Source organism: Mycolicibacterium sp. lyk4-40-TYG-92, assembly GCF_030209435.1.
In the GTDB taxonomy this organism is placed as follows: Bacteria; Actinomycetota; Actinomycetes; order Mycobacteriales; family Mycobacteriaceae; genus Mycobacterium.
The window spans coordinates 320291-342268 of sequence record NZ_JARVRX010000002.1 but is presented as its reverse complement, the minus strand read 5'-3'; the positions used below and the strand labels follow the sequence as shown (position 1 = coordinate 342268).

The 21978-nt window shown below is 64.0% G+C and carries 20 protein-coding genes and 3 pseudogenes; 4 read left to right on the top strand and 19 right to left on the bottom strand.

Annotated elements, in window-relative coordinates; translation table 11 throughout:
• Together QRN63_RS06310 and QRN63_RS06305 are read left to right on the top strand one after the other, a co-directional pair.
• Positions 1–344: pseudogene (locus QRN63_RS06310) on the top strand (nitronate monooxygenase); the annotation flags it as partial.
• The gene (locus QRN63_RS06305; RefSeq protein WP_285030003.1) at positions 341–742 is read left to right on the top strand and encodes a nuclear transport factor 2 family protein; all 402 of its coding nucleotides are present in this window, start codon (positions 341–343) and stop codon (positions 740–742) included. The pseudogene QRN63_RS06310 and the gene QRN63_RS06305, both read left to right, overlap by 4 nt.
• A 359-nt stretch (positions 743–1101) precedes the next feature.
• On the opposite strand, the gene QRN63_RS06300 is transcribed toward QRN63_RS06305, so the two are convergent.
• Positions 1102–2205, bottom strand: coding sequence for an Rv3169 family protein (locus QRN63_RS06300; protein WP_285030002.1), 1104 nt, complete (start codon positions 2203–2205; stop codon positions 1102–1104).
• Positions 2206–2217: 12 nt separating this feature from the next.
• Positions 2218–3291, bottom strand: a complete 1074-nt coding sequence (locus tag QRN63_RS06295) for a phosphotransferase (protein ID WP_285030001.1) — start codon at positions 3289–3291, stop codon at positions 2218–2220.
• Positions 3292–3432: 141 nt separating this feature from the next.
• Here QRN63_RS06295 and QRN63_RS06290 point away from each other — a divergent pair, with 141 nt between their 5' ends.
• Positions 3433–4236, top strand: coding sequence for a TetR/AcrR family transcriptional regulator (locus QRN63_RS06290; protein WP_285029999.1), 804 nt, complete (start codon positions 3433–3435; stop codon positions 4234–4236).
• Positions 4237–4661: 425 nt separating this feature from the next.
• Here QRN63_RS06290 and QRN63_RS06285 read toward each other — a convergent pair whose 3' ends face one another.
• The 7 genes and pseudogenes from QRN63_RS06285 to QRN63_RS06255 form a co-directional block, all read right to left on the bottom strand.
• Entirely contained in the window at positions 4662–6203 is a 1542-nt protein-coding gene (locus QRN63_RS06285) for an acyl-CoA synthetase (RefSeq protein ID WP_285029998.1), read from the bottom strand.
• A gap of 1 nt (position 6204) precedes the next feature.
• Positions 6205–7449, bottom strand: coding sequence for a cytochrome P450 (locus QRN63_RS06280; RefSeq protein ID WP_285029997.1), 1245 nt, complete (start codon positions 7447–7449; stop codon positions 6205–6207).
• Positions 7450–7467: 18 nt separating this feature from the next.
• Positions 7468–8271, bottom strand: a complete 804-nt coding sequence (locus tag QRN63_RS06275) for an aromatic ring-hydroxylating dioxygenase subunit alpha (protein WP_285030027.1) — start codon at positions 8269–8271, stop codon at positions 7468–7470.
• Positions 8272–8295: 24 nt separating this feature from the next.
• Positions 8296–8565 (bottom strand): annotated as a pseudogene (locus QRN63_RS06270) (Rieske 2Fe-2S domain-containing protein); the annotation flags it as partial.
• Positions 8562–9563, bottom strand: a complete 1002-nt coding sequence (locus QRN63_RS06265) for a PDR/VanB family oxidoreductase (protein ID WP_285029996.1) — start codon at positions 9561–9563, stop codon at positions 8562–8564. The gene QRN63_RS06265 and the pseudogene QRN63_RS06270, both read right to left, overlap by 4 nt.
• Positions 9563–9784: a hypothetical protein gene (locus tag QRN63_RS06260; protein ID WP_285029995.1), complete on the bottom strand. Its 222-nt coding sequence runs from the start codon at positions 9782–9784 to the stop codon at positions 9563–9565. Before QRN63_RS06260 ends, QRN63_RS06265 begins: the two co-directional genes overlap by 1 nt.
• Positions 9784–11169, bottom strand: coding sequence for an aldehyde dehydrogenase family protein (locus tag QRN63_RS06255; RefSeq protein ID WP_285030025.1), 1386 nt, complete (start codon positions 11167–11169; stop codon positions 9784–9786). Before QRN63_RS06255 ends, QRN63_RS06260 begins: the two co-directional genes overlap by 1 nt.
• Before the next feature lie 533 nt (positions 11170–11702).
• Between QRN63_RS06255 and QRN63_RS06250 the strand changes: the two are divergent.
• Positions 11703–11909: pseudogene (locus QRN63_RS06250) on the top strand (cupin domain-containing protein); the annotation flags it as partial.
• A 32-nt stretch (positions 11910–11941) separates the two neighbouring features.
• On the opposite strand, the gene QRN63_RS06245 reads toward QRN63_RS06250, so the two are convergent.
• From QRN63_RS06245 to QRN63_RS06200, 10 genes are read right to left on the bottom strand one after another with little or no spacing between them, the layout of a single operon-like run.
• Entirely contained in the window at positions 11942–12604 is a 663-nt protein-coding gene (locus QRN63_RS06245) for a CAP domain-containing protein (RefSeq protein ID WP_285029994.1), read from the bottom strand.
• Positions 12605–12632: 28 nt separating this feature from the next.
• Positions 12633–12989, bottom strand: coding sequence for a DUF732 domain-containing protein (locus QRN63_RS06240; protein WP_285029993.1), 357 nt, complete (start codon positions 12987–12989; stop codon positions 12633–12635).
• Positions 12990–12994: 5 nt separating this feature from the next.
• On the bottom strand, positions 12995–13645 hold the full coding sequence (locus QRN63_RS06235) for a hypothetical protein (RefSeq protein WP_285029992.1): 651 nt from the start codon (positions 13643–13645) through the stop codon (positions 12995–12997).
• Positions 13642–14271 carry an Rv1363c family protein gene (locus tag QRN63_RS06230; RefSeq protein WP_285029991.1) on the bottom strand — a complete coding sequence of 210 codons (630 nt, stop codon included), beginning with the start codon at positions 14269–14271 and terminating at the stop codon, positions 13642–13644. The genes QRN63_RS06235 and QRN63_RS06230 overlap by 4 nt, the downstream gene beginning before the upstream one ends.
• Positions 14235–15686 (bottom strand): MCE family protein, encoded by a 1452-nt coding sequence (locus tag QRN63_RS06225; RefSeq protein WP_285029990.1) that lies wholly within the window; start codon positions 15684–15686, stop codon positions 14235–14237. The genes QRN63_RS06230 and QRN63_RS06225 overlap by 37 nt, the downstream gene beginning before the upstream one ends.
• Complete coding sequence (locus tag QRN63_RS06220; RefSeq protein ID WP_285029988.1) at positions 15687–16841, bottom strand: MCE family protein; 1155 nt, start codon at positions 16839–16841, stop codon at positions 15687–15689.
• Positions 16838–18145, bottom strand: coding sequence for an MCE family protein (locus tag QRN63_RS06215; RefSeq protein WP_285029986.1), 1308 nt, complete (start codon positions 18143–18145; stop codon positions 16838–16840). Before QRN63_RS06215 ends, QRN63_RS06220 begins: the two co-directional genes overlap by 4 nt.
• Positions 18142–19482 carry an MCE family protein gene (locus QRN63_RS06210; protein WP_285029985.1) on the bottom strand — a complete coding sequence of 447 codons (1341 nt, stop codon included), beginning with the start codon at positions 19480–19482 and terminating at the stop codon, positions 18142–18144. Before QRN63_RS06210 ends, QRN63_RS06215 begins: the two co-directional genes overlap by 4 nt.
• A complete protein-coding gene (locus QRN63_RS06205; RefSeq protein WP_285029983.1) occupies positions 19479–20504 on the bottom strand; it encodes an MCE family protein in 1026 nt (341 codons plus the stop codon). Before QRN63_RS06205 ends, QRN63_RS06210 begins: the two co-directional genes overlap by 4 nt.
• A gap of 39 nt (positions 20505–20543) precedes the next feature.
• Positions 20544–21977 (bottom strand): MCE family protein, encoded by a 1434-nt coding sequence (locus tag QRN63_RS06200; RefSeq protein ID WP_285029981.1) that lies wholly within the window; start codon positions 21975–21977, stop codon positions 20544–20546.
• Position 21978: the final 1 nt, after the last annotated feature.

Genomic DNA, 21978 nt, shown 5'->3' with positions numbered 1-21978 from the left:
CGACCGACGAGCGGGGTACCGAGCTGATCTTCCGCAGCCTCAAGAACACCGCGCGGGTGGCGTCCAACGCGGTCTCGCGTGAGGTCGTCGAGATTCTGAAGAAGGGCGGCCAGTTCGAGGACGTCAAGGATCTGGTGGCCGGCGTGCGCGGTCGCAAGGTGTTCGAGAACGGCGACATCGACGCCGGCATCTGGACCGCGGGCACCGTCATGGGCCTGATCCACGACATCCCGACGTGCGATGAGCTGATCAGCCGCATCGTCGGCGAGGCCGAGGAGATCATCACCGGCCGCCTGGCCGGAGCGGTAACCAACACCTGTCAGGAGGTGGAGGTCAACGCATGACGCCACTGCCCATCGTCCGCTGGCTCGATTTCATTGAACGGGGACATACCGAAATCCTCGACGACCTGCTCGCCGAGAACGTCGCGTTCTACTCGCCCGCGGTGTTCACGCCTCAGCTCGGCCATGCACAGGTTTCGCGGTATCTGCTTGCCGCGGAACAGATGTTCCATGGCACAGACTTCCGTTACGTCGGTCAATGGTTCGGCGACCGGTCTGCTGTCCTCGAATTTGCGGCGGAACTCGACGGCATCCATGTCGAGGGAGTCGACATCATCTATTGGGATGAGCGCCACCAAATCACGTCGTTCAAGGTGATGGTTCGGCCGTTCAAGGCGACCCAGACCGTCATCGCCACAATGGGCGCACTGTTGACGGCCGAGGGCAAGAACCCGGCATGATCCGCTGAACCGTGACCCTGGCCTTGTGCCGTCCGATCGCGCCTTCGGCCCAAATGCTTGAATCCACGGCCGGGCAACAACTGGCGCATGGCGAATCCAGGCCGCGCACGGTCCTGTACTGCCGGGGTGTCCACGATGTCGACCCCCAGCATGGTGAACATGCACATGGTATCGCCACCGGGCGTGAATTCCTTTCCGTGCGAACCGATTCGAGCCGGAACGATCCAGATCACGCGGGTTGGTAGGGTTCGAGAGGTCCAACCGCGCTGGCCCATATCTGGCCCGACACCCGAAAGGTATTGCAGTCCGGGGAGAAGTTGCCCTGGGTCACCAGGGTGCGGTGCGGTGCGTTCGTGTCCTTACTTCGGCCCGAGGTAGGTATTGAACCCATAGCGGTGGTGGCGACCGAGCATGATCTGTTCGAGCACGCCGAGTCCCGTCTTGCCGCGCCATGTCGCCTGGACGAGTTGCTGTACGTGCAAGTTTTCGGGGCGCAGCGGATCCTCCGACTCCACGTCGTAATACTCACCGCCGACAGCGAGTTCGTCGTGCCAACGGCCGTGGCTCCAGGTGGGGTGGCCGTAGCCGATGCCTTTCATCTGAAAGGTCATCAGCGGTTCGAGATGCATCTCATCAACCGTGCCGTCCAAACCATGCGTGAGAAGCGTGGCCCGTTTGGCGCGACGGGCGCCGGGCCGCCATTCGATGTGATGCTCGACTCGCGCAAATCGAGTTGGCTCGGCAGCAGCGGCGACGACCTGGGTGCCCGGAGCAATCTTGGGAATGACCAGCCCCTCGTGTGCCCACTGGGACCCGTCGGGGTTCTCAAAAGTCAACTGGTGGAAGCACTCATCGTCGAAGTGGATTGGCGACCACAAGAACAGTACCTCCGGTGGCGCTTCTGGCGCGCCGTCGGAGAGGCGGCCGATGCGACGGGTGCCCCACGAGCGATCCTTGGTCGCAGGGATACCGCCCTTGAGGTCGACGGCCTTTCCGTCGACTACCAATGTGCCGGTCCAGGTGCCCCACTGAGTGGCGCGTGTGGCATCCATGAAGTTCAGTGCGCCGACGAACTTGATTTGTCGGGCCTCTTCGACAGCGGCAGTGGTCGCAGTGAAGATGAGATCGGCTTGCAGTCCGTGCTCTGGCGCCTCCACGATAAGCCGGTTAATGCGCATCGGTTCGACGATCTCGATGCGGATCGGCCCGATGTGGGTGTCCACGGGATCGGGGTTCGATCGGCCGCTGGCGAACACTGAGCGCTGAACGCCCTCGTGCACTACGGAAAACGCGCCGTCCATGATCTGGCGGTTCGGGTACGAGCCGAATGCGACGCCGAGGAACAGATCCTCGCGGAACCCGTTGAACCAGAACCGATCATAATGATGGGGGTTACCATTGCCGGTTTGCGTGAGGGGCAATGCCGATTGGTGGATCGGATAGTCATCGAAGCTGGTCAGCATTTGGCTCTCTCTTTATCCGCGGTGCCGCGCGAGCACGTCGTGGTCGGTAATCTGAGCCGCGGACCGTTCAAGCCAGCTGGACCACATCTGATCGCCGCGCTCAGTACGCTCCACTCGCACCGACGCGTGCACGGCCATGAACAACGCTGTGACTGCGTGATCGAGGTAGGCGCTCCACACTTCGTCACGGTCCGGGGCCTCGACGCCAGCGCCTACCAGCTCGTCGTGGTATATCGCGACCAGGTCGCGCTCGTGGGCGCGGCGGTCCTCCACCGCTAGCCCGCAACCGAGGAAGTAGCTGACATCAGCGATCGCAGGACCGTACGAGACGGTTTGCCAGTCAACTACTACCAGCGGATCGACGCCGCCATTGGCGTTAAAGAGCATGTTGTCAGGCCGGTAATCGTGATGCCATAGAGCGTAGCCATCAGAGGTCAGCCGGTGCCACGCTGGGATCACCTCGACAAGCTCATCGGTCAGCGCGAGGATGGGCTCGTCGACCATATCGCCGTAAGTCGCACGGAACTGGCGGTGCAAGTGCGGGAGATGCTCCACCGCCAGGTCCAGCACTGAGGCAAAAGAGGCCAACCACGGGATCTGAGCGAGTTCCTCGCGACCCCACGACGATGCATGCAACCTGGCAGCCTGCCGGATAGCAACCTCGGCGTACTCGGGAGTGCAGCCTTCAATTTGGTCGACCATCGTCGCTGGTGCGACATCCTCAAGCAGGAGCGCGAAACGTCCGTCGCCGGCGACTTCGGCATGCACCAGCGCGGGCGTGCGGACGGCCAAACTCGGCGCCAGCTCACGGTAAAACCCGAGCTCGCGGGCATAGAGGTCAGCTGAGATGGACAGGGCACGGCTGCTCTCGTCGCGTGACGCGAACTTCCCCACCAGAGTTGACGGAGCGTCTCCCTGATCACCGGCGTAGGTCAGCACGAGGCGCGCACTGTCGGCGGCCTGCCCGATGCTGAACGGGATTGCCTCGACGGTCGTGACAGCGCCGGGCAAGTCGTAGCTGCGGCGAAGGATCGCGGTAACCTTCGTCGGCGTGAGGGAGTCCACGTCGACGGCCTGAGCTGCCATTCCACCCATTCCTGCGCAAGAGACCGTGGCGGACGCGACGGGGGTACGCGGAGAGCCAGCGCTATCGACGAGCTGGCCGACAGCACGGTTGCTGCTATCCAATTGCATTTCAAGGCTTCTTTCGACAACGACGACTCAGATGTGACGTCGATCTTGTTGAGACCCACGATGTGGCAGACACCACAACATATCGACAGTATCGTCGATATGTTGGTGGTGTCAATATCCACCACAACGGCTCCGCGTCAGCCCGTATCCCAGTTCTCAAATGGGATAATGGTTGGCGTGTCTGAGATCCAGCGGCCGCGCGCCGGTTCCCGTGGCACCAAGCGAACCGCACCGACGCAGGCGCAGCGAGTGGCACATTCCCGCGAGAAGCTGCTGCGGGCGGCCACCGAGTTGTTCGCGGTCCAGGGATTCGGAGCCACTACCGCTGGCGAGATCGCCGAACGCGCGGGGTTTGTCCGTTCCATGGTGAACACACGCTTCGGCAGCAAGGACGGGCTTCTAGCCACGATGCTCGACAACTTTTGGATCGACGAGCTGCTCGCGGAGACACCTAAGGCTGCGAATGGCCTCGACGCAGTACTGCGGGTCGTGGCCCGGTTGGAGGCCTTCATCAACGAACAGCCCACCCGGCTGCGTGCGTTCTTGGTGGTCAGTTTCGAAGCAGCCGGGCCCTCTGCGATCCCCCTTCAACGGGTGTCCGAGCCACTTTTCGAACTTCAACAGGCCCTCGCCAACGCAATCCGCGCCGGCAAGGCCGATGGCAGCATCCGACAGGAGACCGACGCAGATTTCGCAGCAGAACGAGTCGTTGACGTTGGTCTCGGAATGGCCTACCGCTGGCTCATCGACCCACAGCAGTACAACTTCAGCCAACGTGTGCGTGCATGGCGAACCGAACTGGCACGCACCCTCGGTCCCGATCCACGGGAGCAGTAACCCTCATCGGGCACTATCCGATGCTACGGCTCGGCGGCGACTACGACGACGAAATCCCGCTGGGATCGGTCGCGTCCGCACCCGATTCACTCGCCTTGGGCGGCAAGGCATCCGAACGAAGTCACCTTGCACACGTTCTTCACCGACGAAACCCTGGTTCGGTGCGTGCAGACGGTCAAGAAAGCCGCCGAGGAGGCCGGCCACGACCCCGGCAAGTCAAGGTATGGTCCTGCCTGGCCACCATCGGCGATCACATCTCCGTGGAGTTGCAGTTGCTCAAACTCGTCGGTCGCCTCGCAACCTGCCTGCAGGGCTTACGCTCCTGTTCGACGACAATCCATATCCCTATACTCGTACCGCCACTGCGCCGAGCCCATCACCCGCTGAAGAATCCTTGGCGCTGACGACGCGGCGTACCGACATTACTACCTTGAAGGTGTGGCGTGCCGCTCCACCAACATGCGCTTGACCAGCTTCCCGGTCGGCGTACGCGGCAAACTGTCGACGAAGTCGACGGTCTTGGGTGCTTTGAATGCGGCCACTTTCGTCCGCGCGTAGGCGATGAGTTGCTCGGCCAGTTCCGCACTGGGCTCAATGCCATCTCTCAGTTGAACAACAGCTTTGACCTGTTGGCCCATCGCCGGGTCTGGCACGCCGATGACGGCCACGTCGAACACCAAGGGATGCAGCGTCAGCGCGTTCTCCACCTCCTGCGGATAGATGTTTACGCCGCCAGAGATGATCATGAACGACTTGCGGTCGGTCAGAAAGAGATAGCCGTCCGCATCGAGGTAACCGATGTCACCTACCGTCGTCCAGTTGCTGTGCGCCGGATGCTCGGCTTCCTTGGTCTTGGCGGGGTCGTTGTGGTACTCGAACGGCCGGACGTCACGCTCGAAGTAGACCAATCCCGCTTCGCCCGTGGGCAATTCGGCACCACGCTCGTCGCAGATGTGCACCGTACCAAGCATGCTTCGCCCGACCGACCCCTGCTTGTCCCGCCAGTCCTGCGAATTGATGACCGTGAAGCCACAGGCTTCCGTTGACCCGTAGTACTCGACCAGGATCGGCCCCCACCAATCGATCATCGCCTCCTTCACATCCGCAGGGCAGGGCGCGGCCGCATGAATGGCCAACCGGAGACTGGACACGTCGTATGACGCCCGTTGCGCTTCGGTCAGCTGCAGCATCCGCACGAACATCGTCGGCACGACCTGGACGACTGTGGCACGGTACTTCTCGATCGCGGCAAGAGTGGTTTCGGCCTTGAACCTTTCGAGCACCACGACGGTGCCACCGAGTGCCTGGACGGCGCCACACCAGCGCAGCGGCGCGGCGTGATAGATCGGCGCCGGCGACAGGTACACGTCGTCGGCGGTGATGCCGAACGCCGAACCCAACAATCCGGTGATGGGGTCGCCCGGTTCGTCGACCTGAATCGGCAGCAGCGGCGGCTTGATCCCCTTCGGCCGGCCGGTCGTGCCAGACGAGTAGAGCATGTCACTGCCGCGCGGCTGGTCGGCCAGGGTTCGATCTCCAGCGGAGGCCAAAAGGTCTGCATACGAATCGAATCCATTCAGGGACCCGTCAAAGCTGAAGGCATGCTCGACGCCCGGCGCCAGGGACCGCACCTCCTCGGCCAGTTCCCCGAGGCCACCGGCGGCGATCAGGACTTTGGCGTCGCAGTCGTTCACGATGTAGGCGACCTCGCCGGCAGTGAGGTGGAAGTTCACCGCGGTCAGGTACAGACCCGAGCGCAGGGCTGCCCAGTAGATGACGAAACACTCTGCGGCGTTGTCACTGAGCATTGCGATCACGTCGCCCTTGACCAGCCCGAGATCAGCCAAAGCGACTGCGAGTTGCCTTGAGCTGTCGTCGAGTTCGCGGTATGTCAGCCGCCGACCGGAACCGGCCATGATCACCGCGGGCTTGTCGGGCGTCACCAGCGCACGGGTTCCGGGGAACATCTCAGCCCTCCCGAGTGCCGGGCGTGAAGGTGACCGGCATCGAGGTCAGCTCGTTGGAGAAACTCGAGACCAGCCGCGACACCGGTCCTGCGATCTCCATGTCCGGAATGCGGCGCATCAGTTCTTCGAACAGCACCCGTAGCTCGAGACGGGCCAGCTGGTTGCCGAGACAGAAGTGCGGTCCGCCACCACCGAACGCCTGGTGCGGCATCTTCCCCCGGGACACGTTGAAGGTCTCGGGGTCGTCATTCTTCTCCGGGTCGCGGGAACCGGCGCCGTACCACATGACAACGCGCTCACCTTCTTTCAGCGCGTGCCCGCCCACAACGGTGTCGGCAGTCACAGTCCGGGTGAAGTAGACGACAGGGCTGACCCAGCGCAGCATCTCTTCGACCGCTCCGGGAATCAGCTCGGGATCACCGATCAGCTTCTGCCGTTCGGCAGGGTTCTCGATGAGCGCCCGCATGCCGCCCGACGCCGTATTCCTGGTGGTGTCGTTGCCGGCGAACATCAGGATCGCGAAGAAGAACGTGACCTCTTGCTCAGACAGGCTCTCCCCGTCAACCTCGGCCACCAACAGCCGCGACAATAGATCCGGCCCTGGATTGGCCTTGCGCTCGGCGGTCAGCGCCGTCAGGTAACCGCCGATCTCCAGCAGCGCGCCAAACCCCAGTTGTGCGTCGCCAGTGGCTGCAGCCCGGGAGAGCGTGTTGGTCCACTCGAACAACTGTCGGCGATCGTCCTGCACCACGCCGAGCATGTCGGCGATCACGATCAGCGGCAGCTCTACGGCGATCTCATCAACGAAATCGCATGCGCCCTTTTCGATGACGCTGTCAATAAGGCCGGTCACAGTCGCCCGGACCTCGGCCTCCATCTGCCGGATCATCCTCGGAGTGAACACGGCCTGCACAACGTTGCGCTGCTGGGTGTGCCGCGGCGGATCCATGCCAAGAATGATCTCGCGCAATACCTCGACCGGTGTGGGGCCCATCGTGGCTGTGAAGAAGACGCCGCCACGAGCCGAGGAGAACAGCTCCGGATTGCTGCTGATGGTCGCGATGTCATCGAATTTCGTGAAGGACCAGAAGCCCGGCTCGTCGTCGTTGTGCAGCGGATTCCAGTGCGGGCCGGCCTCTTTGCGCATCCGGGCGAACAACTCGTACGGCGGGCCGTCCTGGAAGTACGTCAGATCGGTGAGGTCAACTTTGGCCAGGTCGACGTCGGCGAAGCTCTCGGTGGTCATTGCGGACTCCTTTGTCTACTACTTGAAGATCGGTTGGACTGAATTGCGGTTTAGTTGATCGGCTTTCGTGTGCTGCACGCCGGGACGTAGCGGCGCGCGGCCGGCTTCTTTGGCCAGCATCACGGCGACGATGCGCCGCGCTTCGAGTGCGGCGGTGTCGGCCTGGAACTCGACACTGGACCGCCAGCCGTCGTAGCCGACACGCGCCGCGGCCATGTCGAGGATGCTGCGGTCGCGGTCCACGAGGTCGTCGAGGAACGTTTCCAAGTACTTGGCAACGGCCTTGTCGCCGGGCGCGTAGTTCCAGGACGCTTGCATAAAAACGTGCGTTGAGTCCGGTGTTTCCGGAGTGATCGCATGGGTTCGGACGCTGGCGTAGGTCACGCCGTCGGCAACAATCTCCCAACGTTGGACATGAAGGGCCGGCGACGCGAAACTTCCACTCTCGCAGCGAGCGTAGGTACGAGACGCGTCCAGGCCGGTGGCCCTCGCCTCCCACTCAGCCAAAGGAGCATCTGGCAGGCTCCGCCGATAGGAGACTGTGGTCTCGGTGACCACGACATCGTCGACTGCCGGAAGCCGCTTCGTCCCCGGCGGTAGTTCGTCGTGGTACAGCACCGGGGCGTACGAGAAATCCAGGTAATGTTCGTGCGCCATCAGGTAGTTCGCACGCAATCGCCATGCGCTGCCGAACGACTGCCAACCCGGGTCGGTCAGCCATGGCGTACTGGGAGGCCGACTACCGAACGCCGATCCGGTCGGCCCCAGCCAGATCCAGATGAATGGCGAACTCTCGATGGCGGGAAACACCGGCACGCTCATCCCCGGCGGAACGTACGGTTGCGTCGGCACCTGCACGCACACCCCGTTTCGATCGTAGGTACAGCCGTGGTAGCCGCAAACCAGGCTGTCCCCCATCGGTTTCCCGTGCGAGAGCGGAAAGCCTCGGTGTGCGCACCGGTCCTCGAACGCGACAACGTGGCCGTCTTGGGTCCGCCAGAGCACCACGTCGCGCCCCAGTATCCGGCGTGCCAACGGCGCCTCACCCACTTCTTCCGAAGTCGCGGCGACATACCAGCACTTGGTCGGGTAGACCCCGGTCAGTGTTCCAGTCATAGGTCCAGCACCAACTTCTCTGAGCGGGAATGCGATACACAAGGCAAGATGATGTTTCCGGAGGCGCGCTCAGCCTCGGTGAGCAGCGAGTCGCGATGATCCGGCGCACCTTCCAGCACGGTGGCGCGGCAGGTGCCACAGACACCTTCACCGCATGAGGACATGATCGCTATACCCGCGTCCTCCAGTGCGTCCAACATCGGCACGCCGTCCGACACTTCGACGGTAATGCCCGAGCGCTGACACACCACCTGGTAACTGTCGAGCGCTGCTGCCAGAGTCTCTGCCGACGGCGCCCTGGCCGCGAACCGTTCCACGTGCAGGCTGCCCACCGGCCAATGGACACAGTTCTTTTCGATCGCGGCGAGCAACGGTTCCGGCCCGCAGCTGTAGATCAGCGTGTCTTCGGCCGGCTCCGCCAAGGCCGCGGCCAGGTCGAAGAATCCCCCGCGCTCCTCGTCTGACCAGACTGTGACGCGGTCGCCGAAGGTGTCCGACAATTCCCGCTGGAACGCCATGGTCGCGCGACTGCGGCCCAGATAGAGCAAGGTCCATTCGATGCCTGCACGATCGGCACTCTCGGCCATGGCCTTCATCGGCGTGATACCGATGCCGCCAGCGATGAAGAGGTATTTTGGTGAGTCGACGAGCGGAAAGTGGTTGCGGGGGCCTCGAACTCTAATCCGACTGCCCTCGTGAAGATGCTGGTGGACGTGTCGCGAACCGCCACGGGTATTCGGGTCGAGCAACACTCCTACCTGCCACACGCCTGCATTACGGGTTTCGCCACACAACGAGTACTGCCGAACCAGTCCCTCATCGAGCAGCAGGTCGATATGGGCACCCGGCTCCCACGACGGCAGCTCCCCGCCGCCGGGATCAGTCAGCTCCAAGGTGACGACGCCCTCGGCAGCCATCTCACGCCGTTGCACCACCAATTCGGTGGTGAATTCGTGCACCGTTGTCGCCGGCGTCGTCACCACTTCGGGTAGAGACATCAGTCCGGCCTCCTTTCTCTGTTGACCACGGCTGCCAGTTCGTCCCGTTCCTGCCAGAAATCCGCCAGCAGCTCCGAGACATCCAGAGGAGGGCCTGCGTCACCGAAGATGTGATCGTCCAGGTCGACCTCGGCAGGGACGAACGCCACCCCGCTGAAATGCGACCTGAAAATGTGGTACGCGGCGAAGAACTGGGGGATTAGACCCGGAAGACGTTGCATCAGAGGATCTTTCGCATGAGCTTGACGGCCAGCCGGGAGTACGGCGGATAGAACATCTTCGGGTCCGGATTGCTGCGCTTGGCGAGCACCGCTCGACGATGACTCATCGCTTCGAACCCCCACCGGCCGTGATAGGCACCCATACCGCTCGCGCTCACCCCACCGAAGGGCAGCTGCGCGACCAGGCAGTGCATCGCGACGTGGTTGACCACCGCGCCCCCGGACGGGACGGCATCGATAATTGACCGCGCCAGCTCTGGCGATTCGGTGAACAGATACAGCGCCAACGGTTTCGGTTTGGCATTGATGTACCCGATCGCGGCATCGAGCGAGGCGACCGTAACCACCGGCAGGATGGGGCCGAAGATTTCTTCCGCCATGACGGCATCGTCCGCCGCTGGGTTGAGGATCACGGTGGGCTCCATGCGCAACGTCGCCTGGTCAACTCCACCTCCGGCCACCACCGAACCGGTGGTAGAGCTGACGAGCCCGGCCAACCGCTCGAATTGTCGGCTATTGACGATTGGCTGCGACTTGATCTGCTCCCGCGCCCGAAAGAGGTTGAGATTTTCGACGATCTTCCCCACCAGTTCGTCAGCGATTGACTGTTCCGCCACGACATAATCTGGGGCAATGCAGGTCTGACCCGAATTGATGAGTTTGACCCAGACGATCCGGCGGGCGGCAACGTCGATATCGGCGTCGGCAGCGACGACGACAGGGCTCTTTCCGCCGAGCTCAAGGGTGACTGGTGTCAACGTTGGCGCCGCGCCCGCCATGATCTTCTTTCCGACTTCGGTGCCACCGGTGAACAGCGCGTGATCGAAGCCCTGGGCGAGCAGCGCCTGGGTCGTGACCCCGTCACCTTCGACAACCTGAATCGCTTCCGGGTCCAGGTACTGCGGCAACAATCGCGCCAGCAGTGCCGATGTTGCCGGCGCCAGCTCCGACGGCTTGACCACCGCGCAGTTACCGGCGGCGACCGCGGCAACGAGCGGCCCAAGACTCAAGTAGAACGGGTAGTTCCACGGGCCGATCAGTAGCACCACACCGAGCGGGTCGTATTGCACCCATGCCCGAGCCGGCCGTTGGCTCAAGGGCAATCCCACGCGCTGGCGGCGCATCCACTTGCGGACATGCTTACGGGCGTACTGTGCCTCCGCTTTGGTAGAGGCGACGTCGGCAATCCACGCTTCAAACGCGGAGCGGCCCAGGTCCTTCGCTAACGCCTCGGCAATCTCTCGTTCTCGCTCGTCGCACAGCCGCTCAATGCCACGCAGTTGCGCGATTCGCCACGCCAGGTCGCGGGTGCGACCTGTCGCGAACACCGTCCGCAGCTCCCCGATTAGAGCATTCTCCCGCCCACGCGCTATTGGACTCGCCATTCGCTTCACCACCTACGTCGGATCATCTTGCGCTGAAAGGTCGTAGAAACTCGTCACCTGGGCGGAACCATTCCGAACGGCCAGAATCACTGCTGCGCGATCGACGCCGCATTTCTCCACCTTCGCGGTGCCCCTAAAACATAATCCTAGTTATGTCACAGCGTCAAGACCAGGATTTAACCAAAATTCAATGAGAGTGCCGGCAGCCGCGCCGAACTGAAAGGTCCGCGCAAATAACTGTCTTTTGCGAAAATTTCGCTACGTTGACCATGATCGATGTCACCGACCGTGTTGCCGAGAAGGTCCCCCTGAATCTGCATTAAAGCAGCGCGACTGGGCATCTGCGGTCCGCCACCAAATGCGTCCGACACCTTCATCATGGATTTCGTCGAACAGTGGCGCGTATCCAAAACTCTCGCAGCGCCCTTCAACTACGTGATGCACCGTTCCCTTCACATTGGGAGGTTCTCGATGACAACGCGCTCGATCTGGACTACCACCTAAGTCATCTGTCGCGCCACCATGAAGGTTTCCTTCCTGTGCATGACGGCCAGGAGTGGCTCTACACACTGTCGAGAAATCTCCGGCTGCTCCTCGACGACCACGACTTCACCATCAAACCCGGTGAGGCCGTGGAGTTCTCGACCTGGGCACCACGCTGGTTCGGCACCGCCGACGGCCCCGTCGAGCCCATTGCCGTCTCCGGCCCGCACGGCGAGAAGTTGCACGTGCGCAACTGAAGTCTTCAGCGCGTTGCGAACCGAGCGCGAGGCTAGTTGGCCGGATAGGCCGGTGGCGGGTGGACGCCGCGGAGGATCCACGGGAACCAGTTGAAAAAGTGCTCGACCTCGTCGCTGCCGTCGTAGTCGGGACTGGGGTCGAACCCGTTGTTGTAGCCGCCCTCTTTGTCGTCGCGGTGCGGCGGTTCGGGCAGCTGGCCGTAGACGGCGACGACGACGGTACGGTCCAGGCTGTTCTCGGACCACACGCCCATCTGGTTGTTGGCGCAGTTGGCCATGATCTGTTTGATGACGGGGTCGTAGTACCACTGGTTGATCAGCTCGACGCCGCTGATCGCCAGCGCCGGGTTGGTGGCCACCGTCTGCGCCACCGGACCACCGCGGTAGCCGGCGTCCGCGGCCCGGGTCTGCGGCGTCGAGCCGTCAGATCCGATGTCGCCGTCCAGATTCCGGTTGGCCATCATGTCCCTGGCCTGCCGCGCGGCGGCCTCCTGCAGCTGGGGATTGACGGCAATGTCGTTGGTACACCCCGCCTGATGCTGCACGGTGTAGACGTTGGATACCACGGAGTCGTTGAGCCGCTTGTTGTTCGGAATGAGGGTGTTGCCGTTGTCAGCGTGTGCGAACGGCGTGCAGAGCACAGCGCCGACGGGCACGACGGCCAACGCGGACAGCACCAGCGGACGGCATCTCATGGTGGATTCCTTTGGTTCAGAAGTGCTTTCAGGGGTGAACGCCGGGCGGTGATTGGTAGTGCGCGGCCGAGCGGCGCAGCTGCCAGATCTGCGCGGGGCACAGTTCGTTGACGGCCTGCGAGACGAGGTAGGACGCCTGGTAGTCATCGTCGGTGCCGAAATCGCCGCGTACGTCGCCCATCACCTGAGCGAAGGGCTGACCGGCCGCCACCTTGTCGCAGATGCCGTAGCCATAGCCCAGCGCCGCATCGGCGTTGGGAAAGTTGTAGCCGGGCCGTACGGTCACGCCGATCAGATACGCCGTCGCATCGGCGTGGGCAGTGGGTGCCGACAGCACCGGCAGCACCGCCGCGGCGAGCAACGTGCAAGTCCACCGTCTGGTCATGGGGCTCACATCGGATCGAATTGCGAGATGAGCCAACGGTTGTCGACCTTATCGAGGGTCACGCGGACGCTCGACGCGGTGCTGGTCGGGGCGCTGTCACCGATGATCATCGTCTGATCCACGAACAACATCACCACCGCATGGTTCGGCGATGCCTTGGTCCAGGCCGCCGCCGGCACGGTGGCGACGGCCGAGATCTTCTTCTGCTTGGACCCGGGAATCACCACGTCGCGCGTGAGCGAGGTGTAGGAGTCCAGGAAGTTGCCGGTCATGTACTTCTTGGCGGCTTCCAGGTCCTTTTCGACCGTCTCGGGTTTGTAGGACAGCAGCGCGATGGTGCCGTCGGTGGCGGCCTTCGTGGATTCCTTTTTCGCTGTGTCGGTCTGACTGAGCGATACGTCTTTCCACTGCAGGTAGCCGGTCGCCCCGCCGAGCGCCAGGACGAGGGCAGGCAACAGGCCGTAGACGGCCACATTCGCCCACGCGACGCGACGCAGCGGCGTTTCAGGCACCGCGTCGGTGATTTCTGCGGACGCGTCGATCGACTGTGCGGGCACGTCGGCGGCGACGTCGTACTCGACCTCGCCCTCCGAAGGCATTGCTTCAATGGGCTTTTCAGCGGCCTTGTTCTCGCCGCGGGACTTGATCAGTTTCACGGTACAAACTCCACGTTCGACACCTTCATGACATCACCGACTTTCTGCACCGCGATGCGCATCCGCCACTCGCGTGGTTGTTGTTCGGGCGCCCCGACATTGGAGGTTTTGACGGCCACCGCGACCAGCACCTGCGCCGCGTCACCGGACTCCGATTCCAGCCCGGCCTCGGTGATGGACCCGGTCGACGTCGACTTCGCTTCCTTGACGACCTTGATGAAAGGTGCTGAGCGCTTGGCGAAGTCGTCGTAGAACTCGCCGGTCGCGCTGTCGAGGATGCGCTGTACGTCGGCGTCGGCGCGCTGCCAGTCGATGGTGGTCAGGTTCAGCGCGCCCTGCCGGGCGGCCTGGACGATCTGGCTCTGCCGCTCGTCGACGCCGGTCGCGCGGTGCGTCCGGACCACCAGCCAGCCGACCAGTGCGCTGAGCGCGACCACCAGGATCAGCCCGGCCACCGCCGCGACCCGGCGCACCCGCTTCGGCTTCCCGGCCTCGTCGACCCGCTCCTCACCACTCTCGATGTCGGCGTCATCCAGCTCGTCGACGTCGTCGAGTTCGGGATCGAGTACGGCGACCCCGCCGCCGTCGGTCAGCTCTCCGGCTGCGGCGTCATCATGCTTTGCCATGTCTTCTCCTTTGGAGCCGTGTGCGCCAAATCGGCTTGGGTATAGGTCTTTCCGTCAGGGCCGATGTACGTTCCGCTCGCCGGGTCGTACTCGGCCACTGCAACCGGCGGCGGTTTAGCCGCACCCTCCGGCGGAGCCGCACCTGGCCGCAGTTGCGGCACGTCCTGCCCGGTCCAGGTGGCGTTGGGATCGCCCTTCCAGTTGTAGCCGTCGTTGAGCGGCACGTAGGGCTCGTTGCTCTCGCATTGCTTGACGGTGGCGGCGCGCTTGCCGGGCACTGTCTCGCACGGCAAGTTCTTGGCGCCGCGCACATTGAACATCGAGTCCTGCGGGGTGCGGCAGTACACGTCGCCGGACGGGACGTCCGGGTAGTCCTCCAGCGCCGGGTTACGCATCTGCTGCGCCGGCAGGTACCCGGTGGTGCAGGGCGGCGGCAGGTTGATGTTCAGGTTGAAGCTCAAGAACCCGCCCTTGTAGGCCTGCTTCGTATCGCGGTTGGCCAGCACAATACCTTGCGCCGATTCCGTTGTGCGGGGCAGCAACACCAGCAGCTGCTCGAGGTTCGGTTGATACGTCACCGCGACCTTGTTGATGGACACCAGGTTCTGCAACAGGATCGGCAACGTCGGCTGCAGCCGGTTGAACAACTGCCCCATCTCCCCGAACGCGGGACCGCCCTTGTCCAGCAGGGTGCCCACGGCCTTGTCCTGTGCCTGCAGCTCGCCGGTGACCGTGGCCAAGTTCGCCGCCCACGCCTGGATGGCACCCGAGGTGTTGTTCTGCGAGTCGAGCACGGGTTTGACCTGATCGATGAGATTCAGCAGCGGGTCGAGGTTCGCGCGCGCATCGATGGCCAGCTGGCTGCCGCCCTTGACGATGTGTGAGAGCTCGGGCCCCAAACCACCCACAGCGGTGGCGGATTCGTCGATGACCGTCTTCAGGTTGTCCTTGGGCACGGCCTGCAGGCCCTTAGTCAGCGAGTCGATGACGGTGTTGATGTCGGGCGGTACCGACGTGTGCGCCAGCGGGATGACGTCACCGTCTTTGAGCGGCCGAGAATTCGCGCTGCGCGGTGTCAGGGACACGAACTGCTCACCGATCGCCATCTGGCTGTGCACGTCAGCCTGCACGTCGGACGGGATGTCGGTGCCGGAGTTGAGCGACAGCTCGGCCTGGACCCCGGTCGGTGTCAGCCCGACGGACTGCACCCGCCCGACGACGGTGCCGCGGTAGGTGACGTTGCCGGTGGCGTAGAGCCCGCCGGTCTCGGGCAGCTCCATCTTCACCACGTAGCGGCCGATGCCAAAGAGCTTGGCGGGCAACTGCATATAGATCAGGCTCATCATCGTCACGGCGGTCAGCGCGATGACGGCGAAGATGGCGAGCTGGATTCTCACGCGTCTGTCGAGATGCATTTACGGCCCCTGATCCCAGCGGTACGGAATGGTCAGTGGATTGCCCGGGTTGTTCGGCCCGCCCGCGGTGCACGGGCTGGGGAATTGACCGATGGTGCGTCCCCACTGCAGTTCGAGTTCGGTCAGGTCGCACTCCCAGCGGGTCCCGGTGAAGAGACCGGCATCGATCCGACTTAGTGTGAGGTCGACCACCGCGGTGAGGTTGGCGTAATCGCCGCGCTCATACTTTTCGAGGGTTTCGTTCGGAAAAGGAATGGTGGCGATGAAGCTCAGTGCCCGGGTCATCGCCGGCCCGGCGTTGGCGAGCTGCTCGAGGGTCGGTCCCAGGGCACGTAATTCCTTGACCACGTTCTCTTTTGACCGGTTCACGGTGTCGGTGGCCAGGGCCGCGAACTTGCTGAGTTTGTCGGCGGCCGTGACCAGGTTCTCGCGCTCGCCGTTGACCACGGCCAGCGCTTCGGGGATGGTGTCGATGGCCTTGTCCAGGACAGGCTGGCTCGCGGCCAGCTTGCCGACGACGTGGTTCAGGCTCTCCGACGCCGCGATGATGTCCGGGGTCTGGTCTTTGACGTTCGCGGTGAAGATGTCGAGCTGTTTGATGAGGCTGCGGAGGTCCTCGGCGCGTCCGTGGAACGCTGTGCTGAAAGCCTCGGTGATGTCCTGGACGTTGCCGATGCCGCCGCCGTTGAGCACCATCGACACCGCCGACAGCGTCTGCTCGACCGACGGGAAACTGCCGCTGTTGCCCAGCGGAATGACCGAGCCCTGGTGCAGTTTGCCTTGCGGGCGGCCGTCTTTGGGTGGTCCGAGCTCGATGTGCAGCGTGCCGAGCAGGCTCGTCAGGCCGAGTTTGACCGTGGAGTTGGCGGGTGCGTCCACGTCACCGTTGAGCCGCATGGTGACCAGCGCGTGCCAGCCTTGTCGCTCGATCTTGGTGACCGTGCCGACGGTGACGTCGGAGACCCGCACCCGCGAATTCTCTTGCAGGTTGGTGACGTCCGGCATCTGGGCCTGGATTTCGAATGCGCCGGGTCCCCCGCCCTCGGTGCCGGGCAGCGGCAGGCTGTTCGCGCCGCGCCACCCCGAGCAGCCGGCCGAGGCCAGCAGTGCCAGGGCTACCAGGACGCCTCCCCCGGCGGAACGCAGGCGGCTCATGACCCACCTCCGGCCGGCGGGGTCATCATCCCGGCCAACCCGGCGTTGGCGTCGGTGCTCACTGTCTGTGGTGCCGGCGGCTCAGGCGCCGCAGCCGCCTGCTGTGCCACCGGTGCTGCCGGACGCGATGGCGGGACGTAGTCGGGCCGCATCCAATCCTCGCTGTAGGTAACCTCATTGGGCCGGGCCTGTGCGCCAACGAACAGGTTCTCGCCCAGCGGCAGGAAGTTGTACTGCCGGTTCTTGACGATCGGCGCCAGGTACTGCGCGCACAACTTCGCCGACTGATCCGCGCCCAGCCGCGACGCGGCCTGGATGGCCCCGCAGATGAAACTGACCGGGTTGGCGAAGTTGTTGATCGCAAGCGCACCCGTCAATGCGCCGTTGGCCGGCTCGTAGATATTGTTCAAATCGGCGAGCGCGGTCGGCGCTGAGTGCAACACCTGCTTGATGTCGTCGAGGCTGCCCACGATCGCGGTGCTGATCGACGACGCCTTGTCCGATGCCGTGCCGACGGCTTCCTTGTTGTCCGCGACGAAGGATCGTAGGTCGTCGACCACGGAGCTCATGTCGTGCAGTGCCTGACCGACCTTGTTGGGGTCGTCGGCGACCAGACCGGTCACCTCGGCCAGGTTGGTGTTCAACCGTTCCAGCAAGCCGGTGCTGTCCTGCAACGCCGATACCAGGATCGACAGGTTCTTGAACGTCGTGAACAGGTCATTGCTGTGGTCACCGAGGATCGACACCGCCTGCGACAGTCGAATCACCGATTCCCTGATGCTGGCGCCCTGCCCACGCAGATTGTCGGCGGCGGTGTTGATGAACCCGCCCAGGGTACTCACCCCGCCGGGCTGATCGGGCTTGAGCAGATCGGCGACCCGCTGTAGCTGGGTGCGGACCTGATCCCACTCCACGGGCACCGCCGTGCGATCGAGCGGGATGACGGCGCCGCCGCGCAGCGTCGCCCCACCGCGGTAGGGCGGGATCAGCTGAATTGCCCTGCCGGTCACCAGCTGTGGCGACAGGATGACCGCCTTGGCGTCGGCGGGCACCTTGTACTTGTCGTCGATCCAGAAGGTGACCTTGACCTTTTCGGGTCCCGGTTCGATCTTCTCGACCTTGCCGACCGGCACCCCCTGGATCAGCACATCGTCACCGCTGAAGAGCTGATTGGTGTTCTGGAAATAGCCCACCACTTCGTTGCGCGATGCCCGCTGGAACGCCTGCACCGCGAAATAGCCGCCGCCCACGACAAGGGCCAGTACGGCTGCCACGACGAGCAGACGCGTGGACAGTTTGCTCATTGCTGTCCTCCTGGTGTCTCAACGGGATCCGACACGTGTACTGGCGGGGTCTTCGGTGGTTCCGGCATGGCGGACTGCCCCGGTGCCAGCGGCGGCGGTCCGGGCGGCGGCCCACCCGGCGGCGGGGCCGGTTGCGGTTCGCGCACCGGGTAGCAGCCGGGACCAGGCAGCGGAATCCCCGGTGGGCCGCACGCGGTATCGCCGGGCTTGCCGGTGATGGCGTCCGGAATGGTCATCCGTGGGTCGCCGGCCTGGCCGGTGCGCGGGAACGGCACCGGCAGCGGCGGGGTGCCGGGCTGCCCGGTCTGCGGATCCTGAAGCTGCGACGGCAGTTTCGTGTTCGGATCGACCCCGAGGTCCGAGAACGCGGCGTCGACGAACGGCTGCACGAACTGCCCGGGCAGCAGGTTGACCACGTAGGCCTTGAAGAACGGGCCCGAGCTCACCGAGTCGCCCAATGCCAGGGCATATGCACTAATTCCCTTCACAGCCTGCTGCAAGCGTTCCTTGCGGTTGTCGAGGATCGTCAGCACGCCGTTGAGCTTGTCCAGCGCCGGCTTGAGCTGAGTCCGGTTCTCGGCGATGAGTCCCTTGAGTTGCACCGAGACCGCCGACAGGCTGTTCCAGAGCCGGCTCACCGCGGCGCTCTGCGAACGCAGTTGCACCAGAAGCGCATTGGTGTTCTTGACCAGGCTCACCACCTGGTCGCTGCGCTTGGCCAGCACCGTCGTCGCCTTGGCGGCGTTGTCCAGCAGGCCGCGCAGTTGCGCGTCGCGATCGCTCAGCGTCTTGGAGAACCGCGCGATGCCGTTCACCGCGTCCCGCAGATCGGGGGCGGTGTTCGCGAAGGCTTCTGAGACGGTGGCGAGCGAGTCCGACAGCTGATGGGTGTCCAGGCCGCTGATCGCGTTGGTCACATCGCCGAGGGCGTCCGGCAGCTGGTATGCCGACACGGTCCGCTCGAGCGGGATGGTGCCCTTGAGGTCGCCGTCGCCCTTGGGGACGACCTCCAGCATCTTGCTGCCCAGCAGGCCCTTGGTCTTGATGGCGGCCTCGGTGCGCTCCCCGAGGTGCACGTCGTCGTCGACGGTGAACTTGATCAGCACGCGCGGACCGTCGAGGTCGATGCTGGCGACCCGGCCCGCCGGAAAACCCGAGATGTCCACGGGCGCACCGGTATGCAGGCCGCTGGCGTCTTCGAAGTATCCGGAGTACGTGGTGGTTCCGCTGACGAACGGAATCTTCTGGAACAGCAGCGCAACGGTCGCGACGATCACCACGGCGCTGATGCCTATCGCGCCCAGGGCGAAATGACTTCGCTCGGCAAAAGGTTTCATTTCGGCGCGCACCGTCCCGTGGTCTGGCTGGCCACCTTCACGTAAACCGGTTGCCCGCCCTTGCCGTTGAGCTTGAGCACCGCGTCGCAGAGGTAGAAGCTGAAGAAGTCGCCGTAAATGCCCTGCCGGGACAACACTTTGTACTTGTCCGGCAGGGTGTTGAGGAGATTGTCGAAGTAGTCGTGGTCGGCCACCACGATTCCGGCGGTCCGGTCCACCTCGTGCACCGTCTTGGCCAACGGCGGCCGCGCCTCGGTGAGCAGGCCGGCGATCGAGTTGGCCGCCGCATCGGTGTACGCCACCGCGTTCGAGACGTCGGTCTTGCGTTGTGCCAGGCGGTCAACCAGCTCCGACAGTGAGACCACGGCCTTGTCGAGCTTGTCGCTCTTGCCGCCAAAGGACGTCAGCACCGTGTTGAGGTTGGTGACGACCTGCCCGATCAGCTGATCACGATCGGCCAGGGTGTTGGTCACCACCGCGGCCTGCGCCAGGAACGACCCGATCGAGGGGCCCTGGCCCTGCAGCGCCTGGATCAGCTGCCCACTCAGGTCGTTGATCTTGTCGGGACTCAGGGCCGAGAACAACGGGCGAAAGCCGCCGATGACGGCATCGAGGTCCAGCGCGGGCTGGGTCCGGTCGACGGGAATGGTGTCACCCGCATTGAGCTTCTTGGTGCCGCCGGCACCTTCCTCGAGGGCCAGGAACCGGTCGCCGACAACGTTGTCGTACCGGATCACCGCACGGCTGCCTTCGGTCAGCACGATGGAACTGTCAGCGGTGAATTCGACCGTCACCGTCGAATCGCGGTTGATCGACACGTTCTTGACCTGGCCGACCTCCACTCCCGCGATGCGAACGTGGCTGTCCTTCTTCATATTCGAGACGTTGACGAACTTCGCAAAGTAGGTGTGGCCCTCGTCGAACCGCAGGTCCGCGAACACCGCCCAGAGCGCCACGGTGCCGAGCAGACATACCGCCAGGAAGGCAGCCAGGCGCAACAGCGTGCCTTTAAGGTTCTCCATGGCTTCCCTCCTGTGTTGGTCGTTGGTTGATGGTCACGGTCAGTTCCCGCCTGCCTCGGCCGGCAACGCCGGGGCGTCAGCCGGTAGTGTCGGCTCCCCTGCAGGTGCCGGGACCGATTGCGGTTGTGCATCAGCCGGATTCGGCGGCGCCGGTGGCACGCCCGGCCACAGCGGCACCCCGCCGGGTCCGTACAGCGCCGCGCCGTAGGGCGGCGCACCGGGGTACGGGATCGGACCAGGAGCCGGCCCCGGCAGACACTGCCGGATGCTCGGGGCCTGCGGCACCGCGCGGGTGCTCTGGAACCACTGGCCCCAGCAGGGGCTGCCGATGCCCGGGTTCGGCCGGATGTCCAGCCCGGTACCCCACCCGGTGTTGGTGATCAGTTGCCGCACCGGGAAGTTCTTGGCCACATCAGGCAGCGAGCCACAGCCCGGTTGCCCGCCCGGTCCACCCTTGGCGCCGTTGATCGGCAGGTTGTCGGGGAACGCGTAGGGGTTCTTGCCCGGCAGCAGCGCTACATCAAGGATCACCGTCCGGCCGTCGGCCCCGCCGAACATGCTGTAGCCACCGGCATCGAGGAACTTCTTGGTGCCCTCCAGCCAGCACGTGTATCCCGGGCTGTACTTCAGCAACAGACTCGTCGTCGGTTCCAGCCCGTTGATCGCATCAACGAGGTTGTCCCGGTTCGGGCCCAGCAGATCCGTTCCGGCCTCGGAGAATCCGATGACGTTCATCAGCAGGCTGTCGAGTGCCTTGGCCTTGCCCGTCACCGTGCTGCTGGTGGTGCTGGCGGCGTTGAGGATCTTCACGATGTTGTCGGCGGCCGCGCCGTAGGTGTCGCTGAACTGTTTGAACGACCGCCAGTCGTCACGAATCTTGTCCGAGCGCGCGTTGAGCGCCGTCAACACCTCGTTCAGATCCGTTGTGGCCTGGCCCATTCGCTCACCCTGGCCACGAACGCCCTCGGCGACGGCGCTGAGCACCGAGTTCAGCTTCGCCGGATCCACCATGTCCAACAGATTCACGATGTTCTCGAAGACGGTGTCGACCTCAGTCGTGGTGTGGACAGAATGGAGCAACGAACCCGCGGTCAACCGCGCGCTGCTGGGGGTCTGCGGATACACCAGGTCGACGAACTTGGCGCCGAACGCCGTCGTCACGCTGATCTGCGCACCTACATTGGCGGGGATGTACTTCACCTGGTCCGGGTCGAGATTCAGCTTGAGAGTGGCCCCGTCCTTGTTCGGATCGATCTGGCTGACGCGGCCCACCAGCACGCCGCGCATCTTGACCTTGGCGTTGTTCTCCAGCACCAGACCCGCACGGTCGGCCATAACTGTAACGGGCACATAGGATTTGGCCGCGCCGGTGAAGATGACCACGGTCACCACCATGAACAACACCGTGAACACAATCAGGGCCAGTGCCCACCACGATTTCGAGATTCGCGAATCTCCCTTGCGCGCGTTCACC

Bases quoted from the DNA above. Each gene is read 5' to 3' on its own strand.
- QRN63_RS06305 (WP_285030003.1), top strand. From the start codon at position 341: ATGACGCCACTGCCCATCGTCCGCTGGCTCGATTTCATTGAACGGGGA.
- QRN63_RS06300 (WP_285030002.1), bottom strand. From the start codon at position 2,205: ATGCTGACCAGCTTCGATGACTATCCGATCCACCAATCGGCATTGCCC.
- QRN63_RS06295 (WP_285030001.1), bottom strand. From the start codon at position 3,291: ATGGCAGCTCAGGCCGTCGACGTGGACTCCCTCACGCCGACGAAGGTT.
- QRN63_RS06285 (WP_285029998.1), bottom strand. From the start codon at position 6,203: ATGTTCCCCGGAACCCGTGCGCTGGTGACGCCCGACAAGCCCGCGGTG.
- QRN63_RS06280 (WP_285029997.1), bottom strand. From the start codon at position 7,449: ATGACCACCGAGAGCTTCGCCGACGTCGACCTGGCCAAAGTTGACCTC.
- QRN63_RS06275 (WP_285030027.1), bottom strand. From the start codon at position 8,271: ATGAGCGTGCCGGTGTTTCCCGCCATCGAGAGTTCGCCATTCATCTGG.
- QRN63_RS06265 (WP_285029996.1), bottom strand. From the start codon at position 9,563: ATGTCTCTACCCGAAGTGGTGACGACGCCGGCGACAACGGTGCACGAA.
- QRN63_RS06260 (WP_285029995.1), bottom strand. From the start codon at position 9,784: ATGCAACGTCTTCCGGGTCTAATCCCCCAGTTCTTCGCCGCGTACCAC.
- QRN63_RS06255 (WP_285030025.1), bottom strand. From the start codon at position 11,169: ATGGCGAGTCCAATAGCGCGTGGGCGGGAGAATGCTCTAATCGGGGAG.
- QRN63_RS06245 (WP_285029994.1), bottom strand. From the start codon at position 12,604: ATGAGATGCCGTCCGCTGGTGCTGTCCGCGTTGGCCGTCGTGCCCGTC.
- QRN63_RS06240 (WP_285029993.1), bottom strand. From the start codon at position 12,989: ATGACCAGACGGTGGACTTGCACGTTGCTCGCCGCGGCGGTGCTGCCG.
- QRN63_RS06230 (WP_285029991.1), bottom strand. From the start codon at position 14,271: ATGGCAAAGCATGATGACGCCGCAGCCGGAGAGCTGACCGACGGCGGC.
- QRN63_RS06225 (WP_285029990.1), bottom strand. From the start codon at position 15,686: ATGCATCTCGACAGACGCGTGAGAATCCAGCTCGCCATCTTCGCCGTC.
- QRN63_RS06220 (WP_285029988.1), bottom strand. From the start codon at position 16,841: ATGAGCCGCCTGCGTTCCGCCGGGGGAGGCGTCCTGGTAGCCCTGGCA.
- QRN63_RS06215 (WP_285029986.1), bottom strand. From the start codon at position 18,145: ATGAGCAAACTGTCCACGCGTCTGCTCGTCGTGGCAGCCGTACTGGCC.
- QRN63_RS06210 (WP_285029985.1), bottom strand. From the start codon at position 19,482: ATGAAACCTTTTGCCGAGCGAAGTCATTTCGCCCTGGGCGCGATAGGC.
- QRN63_RS06205 (WP_285029983.1), bottom strand. From the start codon at position 20,504: ATGGAGAACCTTAAAGGCACGCTGTTGCGCCTGGCTGCCTTCCTGGCG.